3 protein-coding genes and 2 pseudogenes are annotated in these 6,355 nt (G+C 41.5%); 2 read left to right on the forward strand and 3 right to left on the reverse strand.

Annotated features, from left to right (window positions below):
• Window positions 1-306 precede the first annotated feature (306 nt).
• Window positions 307-1,173, reverse strand: a complete 867-nt coding sequence (locus ACTRWI_RS21635) for a competence protein CoiA (protein ID WP_499133777.1) — start codon at window positions 1,171-1,173, stop codon at window positions 307-309.
• Window positions 1,174-1,180: 7 nt separating this feature from the next.
• A complete protein-coding gene (locus ACTRWI_RS21640) occupies window positions 1,181-1,597 on the reverse strand; it encodes a 3'-5' exonuclease (RefSeq protein ID WP_499133778.1) in 417 nt (138 codons plus the stop codon).
• A 288-nt stretch (window positions 1,598-1,885) separates the two neighbouring features.
• On the opposite strand from ACTRWI_RS21640, the pseudogene ACTRWI_RS21645 reads away from it, so the two are divergent.
• A pseudogene (locus ACTRWI_RS21645) lies at window positions 1,886-2,167 on the forward strand (IS110 family transposase); the annotation flags it as partial.
• A 304-nt stretch (window positions 2,168-2,471) separates the two neighbouring features.
• On the opposite strand, the pseudogene ACTRWI_RS21650 reads toward ACTRWI_RS21645, so the two are convergent.
• Window positions 2,472-2,809 (reverse strand): annotated as a pseudogene (locus tag ACTRWI_RS21650) (ISAs1 family transposase); the annotation flags it as partial.
• A gap of 253 nt (window positions 2,810-3,062) precedes the next feature.
• Here ACTRWI_RS21650 and ACTRWI_RS21655 point away from each other — a divergent pair.
• Window positions 3,063-6,113, forward strand: a complete 3,051-nt coding sequence (locus tag ACTRWI_RS21655) for a hypothetical protein (RefSeq protein ID WP_499133779.1) — start codon at window positions 3,063-3,065, stop codon at window positions 6,111-6,113.
• Window positions 6,114-6,355: the final 242 nt, after the last annotated feature.

The raw sequence follows: 6,355 nt of genomic DNA on the forward strand, positions 1-6,355 counted from the left end.
GGGGTATTGCGCACATTTCCCCGAAAAGTTCATTCTCCGTATAGATGTTCACACGAAGATTGGGGAAATATTGCACATCAAAAGTTTAACTAGCTATTTTTAAAGAAAAATCGGGGCTGTCAGTGCTGCTCTTTCTTAGGTTGGTAGCTCTTTCTTTAACTGCGTCTAGGTTGATTTCAGATGGAAAGTACCTTAATACTCTTTGATAACAGTGTTTTCTTTGTTCATTCGTAGCTGTGGGCCAACTGCCGTATCGATAACCATCAACGATCTTATATGCTGCTGTTTTCCCTTTTCCTGTTTTGATCAGAACCCAACACCCTTCCATGCCCCCAGAAGAGCTGCCGCCTGTGATTGATGTGTCGGTGATCCTATTCCCTTTAACAGCCTAGATTTGGGTAGGGGCGTATCTATTGCCCAGCAAAGAAGTGTATTAAAAAGTAGCCTATGAGCAAGCGTATGTGGAAGCATTGCTTGATTGGGTGCCCTTTCTTTATTTGCCGGAATGATCGGGGATGATAGTTCACCTGACCAGTCCGACGAGGTACTCCAACAAAGTGAACTGTACAGCAGGGGCTCCCTAGAGCCATATCTAACCATTTTATCTTTCGGACGTATGCTGACCAACTTCTCGTAGTCAATGGAGTAGCATTCGCCAAGGTTCTCGTAGCACCACTGCCGATTCTTGCTGGTATCTGCTTTTTTGCCAAGCCACCAAGAAACATCGATTCCTGCACGTCGATAGTCATTCGTTCTTTCCTCTAGCTCTTCAGGCGTGATTGCACTTAACTGAACTTCGTGGGCCACAATCCAGCCATTGGGGAAGATGAAAGCCACATCAATGATTCTTTTGATTGAGTCAACAGGACACTCAATCTCCACTTTTGCACTTTGGTACTCTTTCAGATCTTTGGCTATGTCTTTAGCCAGTAGCTCTTTAAAGTACAGGTGTTCTGGACTCTCTCGGTGATGCTTATATTCACTCTTGCATTCATTGGACAGGTGCATAAAGTGAGTTTTTGGGAGGCTGGAGTGCGAGTTTCCCCGAATGACCATTTCTTCTTTGCAGTAGCGGCAGATAATCTGCCCCCTCTTGAATGACTCTCTCGGAGAGTCATAATCCAGAATGTTTACCCGTCTGTTGTTTTCTGTGTCATGTCCGATGAATGGCATTTTCCACTTACTCTGTAGTGCATTCTGGGGTTAAGACCTCAGGTGTGGGTAGTGCCGCAGCCAAGCAATCAGATATATCGAGAACATTCTTTGCTCGTGTTGCCGCCACATACAGTAAGCGGCCTTCTTCCTCACTGTATTTACTGTGTCCCTGGCCTCTGAAATCGTCCGCTAGCCTGACAATATCCCACTCTCTTCCTTTCGCTTGGTGCGCAGTCGTCACCACGATATCTGCGTGTGCTTCTGTTATTGATTGCACCCGGTACAAGAGATCTAGGAGCAAAGGAATAGAGTACTGCTCTACTAGGTTTACCATTGTCCTTAGGTGGACACCTTCATCTGTCTTGGAGAAATTGACAACCTCAAACCAATCCTTGAATGGAATGAAGTCAGGATGCTTTGAACGCCGAGAAGACTGTTGCAATACTTTGCAATCTCTTCACCGTATCTGTAGGACTGCGTGAGAGAGCAACGGGTCTCAATATCAATGGTATCTAGCGCATTCTGTGCCCCTCTGAATCCGTAAATCTGCTGATATTTATCGCCCACCCAAATCTGCTGTAAATTAGACTACCTGGATAGCAAATCGATGACAACGGGATTTTGATCCTGAGCTTCATCTACAAGGATATAGTCAATGGTATGGACTCCCCACCTCAACTGACAGCGTCAGCTAAAGTTACAGGTGCGAACCAAAATAGGAGCCCATACAATGAATAAATTTAATACAATCTCGATTGATTTAGCCAAATCCGTCTTTCAAGTCGCGGTATTTAACCGCCATGGCAAGCGTAAGTTGAACCAAGCTATGTCTAAAAAGAAAATGCTAATGGTCATCAGCCAACACCCTGGCGCGACCATTTGCATAGAGGTCTGTGCAGCATCTCATTACTGGGGACGAACGTTTCAAAGCCTTGGCCATACCGTCAAAATGATACCACCCCAAAAAGTGAAGCCGTATCGCAGTGGTAATAAGAACGATGCTAATGATGCTAATTCAGCCATAAAATGAAAAATGAACTTTTCGGAGAAATGTGCGCAATACCCCTTTAAGACATTGGAAGCCATGACCATATCGAATTTGGAATAGGATTATTAGATGGGGTTTACCGCCAGCTTACGTCTGAATCGAGTTCATTGTCGACGCTTGCATTTTGTAAGCTCAATGAACTCTACCTCTCAACGTTTTATGCTAAGCGCCAGCAACTTAAAAAAGCGAATGTCCCTCAAGGCTTTGTACGGGCAGAACTCATTGGAGCCTTAATCTCATATAGTCAAGCTATCTCGTTGAACGGTTACCCTTTTAAAACCTTACCATCAACACTGATTATAGGCTGAGTATGTTTCTCTCTGTGCAAATTGACCCAGCACACCATAGATTCTAAGAGCCTCTCTGGCGCACGGAGCTCATGATTGCAGCGATATTATGTCGAGTAGGAAGACCATTTTCGTAGGGGAAATACTCACGCGTAACCAGTCGATATTTCTTTCACTGAAATCCTTAATCTCTGTCAACTTATTTTGACCACAAATCATGGCTGTTATGACCAGGAATACGACTTCCATCACAGGATAAACTTGATTGATGTGCGAGCGGGTGTCTCTCACTTTTGTTAAGTTGCTCAATGATAATCATATGCGAATTTCTCATGTTTTTTACTTCTCGATCAGATCGTGGTTATCAAAAAAGTTCCTTTTAAAATATCATCTCTTTATCTTTAGTAGTTAAATTTCTATCCCGCACTTATCTTGTTGACATAACTAACAATAGTGAATATCATCTAACCGCGCAAAAAATGTACAATTTCTTTCAAAATGCTGATTTGCTGTTTTTGAACAAATTAGTATCCGACGTTTATTGCTTTTAATGTAATGGAGGTACGAAAAGCATGTTGCGATTTATTAAAATGCTGTCAGTTAGACGACACTTGTTATTCCTGGTTTTCTTGGCTAACTTCGCTTTTGCTAGCGATTATGAGATAACCAAATCCAGAGATACCGTTTATGAAAGCCCCGATGACATAGTTCCAGGCTTAGATATAGGTGGTGGTTTTGGTTGGGGCAAGAAAGTAGATGACACAAAAAATGATGGTGAATATGTTGAGGGCGAGTGGACGCATGCTTGGACTGACAGAGGTTTGGTTTTCGTCATCAAGTTAAGCAGCCCAGACAATAAAATTGACGAACAGACAGTAAACAAAGACAGAGCTTGGCGCGCTATTAGAGAAGAAAAATATAAAAAATTGGTAAATGAAGACCCATTTGCTAGGAATCTTCCCAAGATTTCAACTTGTTCACCAGTTTTTCAGGTGAAACATGAAAATGGTAAAGGTCAGCCAATGCTTTACGACATCTTAGTGTTAACCGCAGTTAATGAACATGACTCACTTTGTAAACCTTCAGATTTCGTTGAAACCACCAAAACGAGTACCAATCTAATTTTCAAATTCTATATTGCCATTCCAGGTGAGCTAAAGTTAACTTCCTATGGTTCTCATTATCTCGGACTTTTGCCGTATGGGGCAGACTATTCTGTGAATATTAGCACCCAATCGAATGTCAGTGTTTGCGTAGGAGATTGTGACGAGGATTCCTTAAGTCAAATAACGGTCCCCACGAACAGTAACATACAGCAGCGACTAGAAGATTATTATGGACTTGTCGAATCTTGCGAACAGTACAATGATTGTGATGTGCTTAACGCATACCGATCACAGGACATGGATAATGACGGAATACCAAATTACATTGACCAAGTTAACTACATTGATCCTAGCAAGAGAAATAAAGACACTAACGTAAATTTTGTAGCGGATATCTACGAAACCGACGATGAAATATTGCATCGGAACTGTGTTCGTTTTTACAAAGAACCAAACTATCGTGGTGATTCTAGATTATTTTGCCTAAATGTTGATGGTTCTGAACAATACTATGGATACCTTGGCCGCGGTTTTGCTGATACGTTCTCCTCAGTCAAAGTCGGTGCATCTGTGTATGTGACACATTATCACGACAATGATAAGAAAGGTTGGGCTTGGACAAGAAAAAATAATGATGCTAATTTCAATGAAGGAACTCGCAATAAGATTTCTTCCTTGGAGGTCTTCCCTAGAAGTATTGATCCTACTTGCGTTAGATTTTGGGATAGACAAGGACATCAAGGTCAGCGCTGGGACTACTGTCTGAACGATATACAGTCGCCGTCGTGGGCCGCGAAGGACATAAACAATAAAGTAGAAGGGATCCATGTTGGCGATTATATCGATGTCGATCTTTGGGAACATTTCAATCGCGATGGTCGCCATGATAGGTATGCAGCAGGAAAAAAACTCACTAGCCTAATTATTAACAATGACTATTCATATGCTGAACTGAGTCCAATAACTGATGCCTATCAATTTAGCGCACTCGAAGCGGAAAATCTGCACCTTTTCAACGAAGCACCCAAAGGCGCCATGTTCTCCATTGAGGTTTTATTCACTAACGGTGAGAAAAAAGTTTTTTACAAGCAACTTAGTGAAAATGACAATCAACATCTAGCCCATAGTTGGCCAAGGGCAATTGCAAACAAGATAAACGACGAAGGCATCGATGGATTGCAGGCTGGTGTGATAGATAGAAATGGCATCGTTTCTGAGACTGTTGGTAGCAATTACCGCAATTTAGTAGTGTGGGAACGAGATATCGTACAGTCTGTGAGAATCACCTTGTTACCGAATGATTATGGTGGTGTCGCTAGTAACGTAGGCTTTGATGATACCATTCATTTCAGTCCTATTCGATTAGATGGAACTGAAAAAAACGAGACATTTACTGGTAATGAAATTCTCATCACGATCAATTTTGTAAATGGTAATGTCGCTTATGAGTATATTAATATTAGTGATTATTGGAAGGAGTCGTGGCGCTGGCCAAAAATGGTTGCCGATGTTATTGATGGGCTCGGTGAAGAGAGCTTAGAGGCCGGCAAGAAAATTGGCGACAATGAAGTCGGTGACTCAGAGGCGTCAGGTAATACAAATTATCTGAAATATGACAAAGAAGTAATCGCAAACGTCTCTATTATGCATAGTCCAGGTAGTACAAAGGGTACTGACTCCTGTATTACGGCCTATAGTAAACCAGGCTATAGAGGTAAAAGTTGGCGCTTTTGTCTTGGCCAGGATATATCTGGTGAGGGCAAAGACTGGAACAACAACATTCATTCCTACAAAGTAGGTGATGATGTGAGATTTGTGTTTCACGCATCTGGCTCTGCAGATGGTACAAAGGGACCTTCGGTGAAGATTATGAAACCCGGCACGAATATCAAAGAAAGTACCTGGAGAAATAACATTACTGACGTTAGGGTAATAGAGGCGACCCTACCTAACTGTGTTGACACTTATTCAGGAAAAAACTTTTCTGGCGACAAGTGGACGTTTTGTGAAGGCCAAGACTTATCCGGTGAGGGCCAAAGTTGGAATAAGAATATTAGTTCCTACCTAGTAGGTAAAGATGTAATATTTGGTATTAACTCAGATAATCGTTCTGATCATATGTATAGAGATAGTTATGTAACTTCATCTTCATATGCGGGCAAAGTTAATCGCGTTAGGGTGATTTCTTACGACGATCACAAAGCAGAGCGAGTAGCTGCTGTTGACAATATGTGTGTTAAAGCCTATGCCAAAAGAGACTTTACTGGAAAAAGCTGGACGTTTTGTTCCCACATAGATTTTTCAGGTAAAGACCAAGATTGGAAAAAGGACATTGAATCCTACATTGTCGGTAAAAAAGTGAGTTTTGAGATTGATGCAGAGGGTGAAGATGAAACTGTGATAATGAAAAGTAATAGCGTCGTGACAAGAAGCGACTTTAGTAACCGCATTACTGACGTAAAAGTGTATCAAGTAGAACCCTCTTTTTGTTTTACATGTTTTGGTTGGAGCCCTTAGTTTGATGACTTTCGTTGGGCTGGATTAAGTGGTATTTAAATTTAATTCCAGTCCTCGGCATATCACAATTTGATCAACAACAAAGCCCTGAGTTATACGATTCGGGGCTTTAATTATTTGTAGCGTTAGATTTTTTGTAAGTGTTCACTAAGCCCTATTGACATAAAAATAACCTAGATTTCTAGTGCTTTATTATTGCGACTTATTTACTAATATGCATCTGCATTAGAAGATTCCCCCGG

The organism is Pseudoalteromonas sp. G5_S1_14_S5, assembly GCF_054968605.1.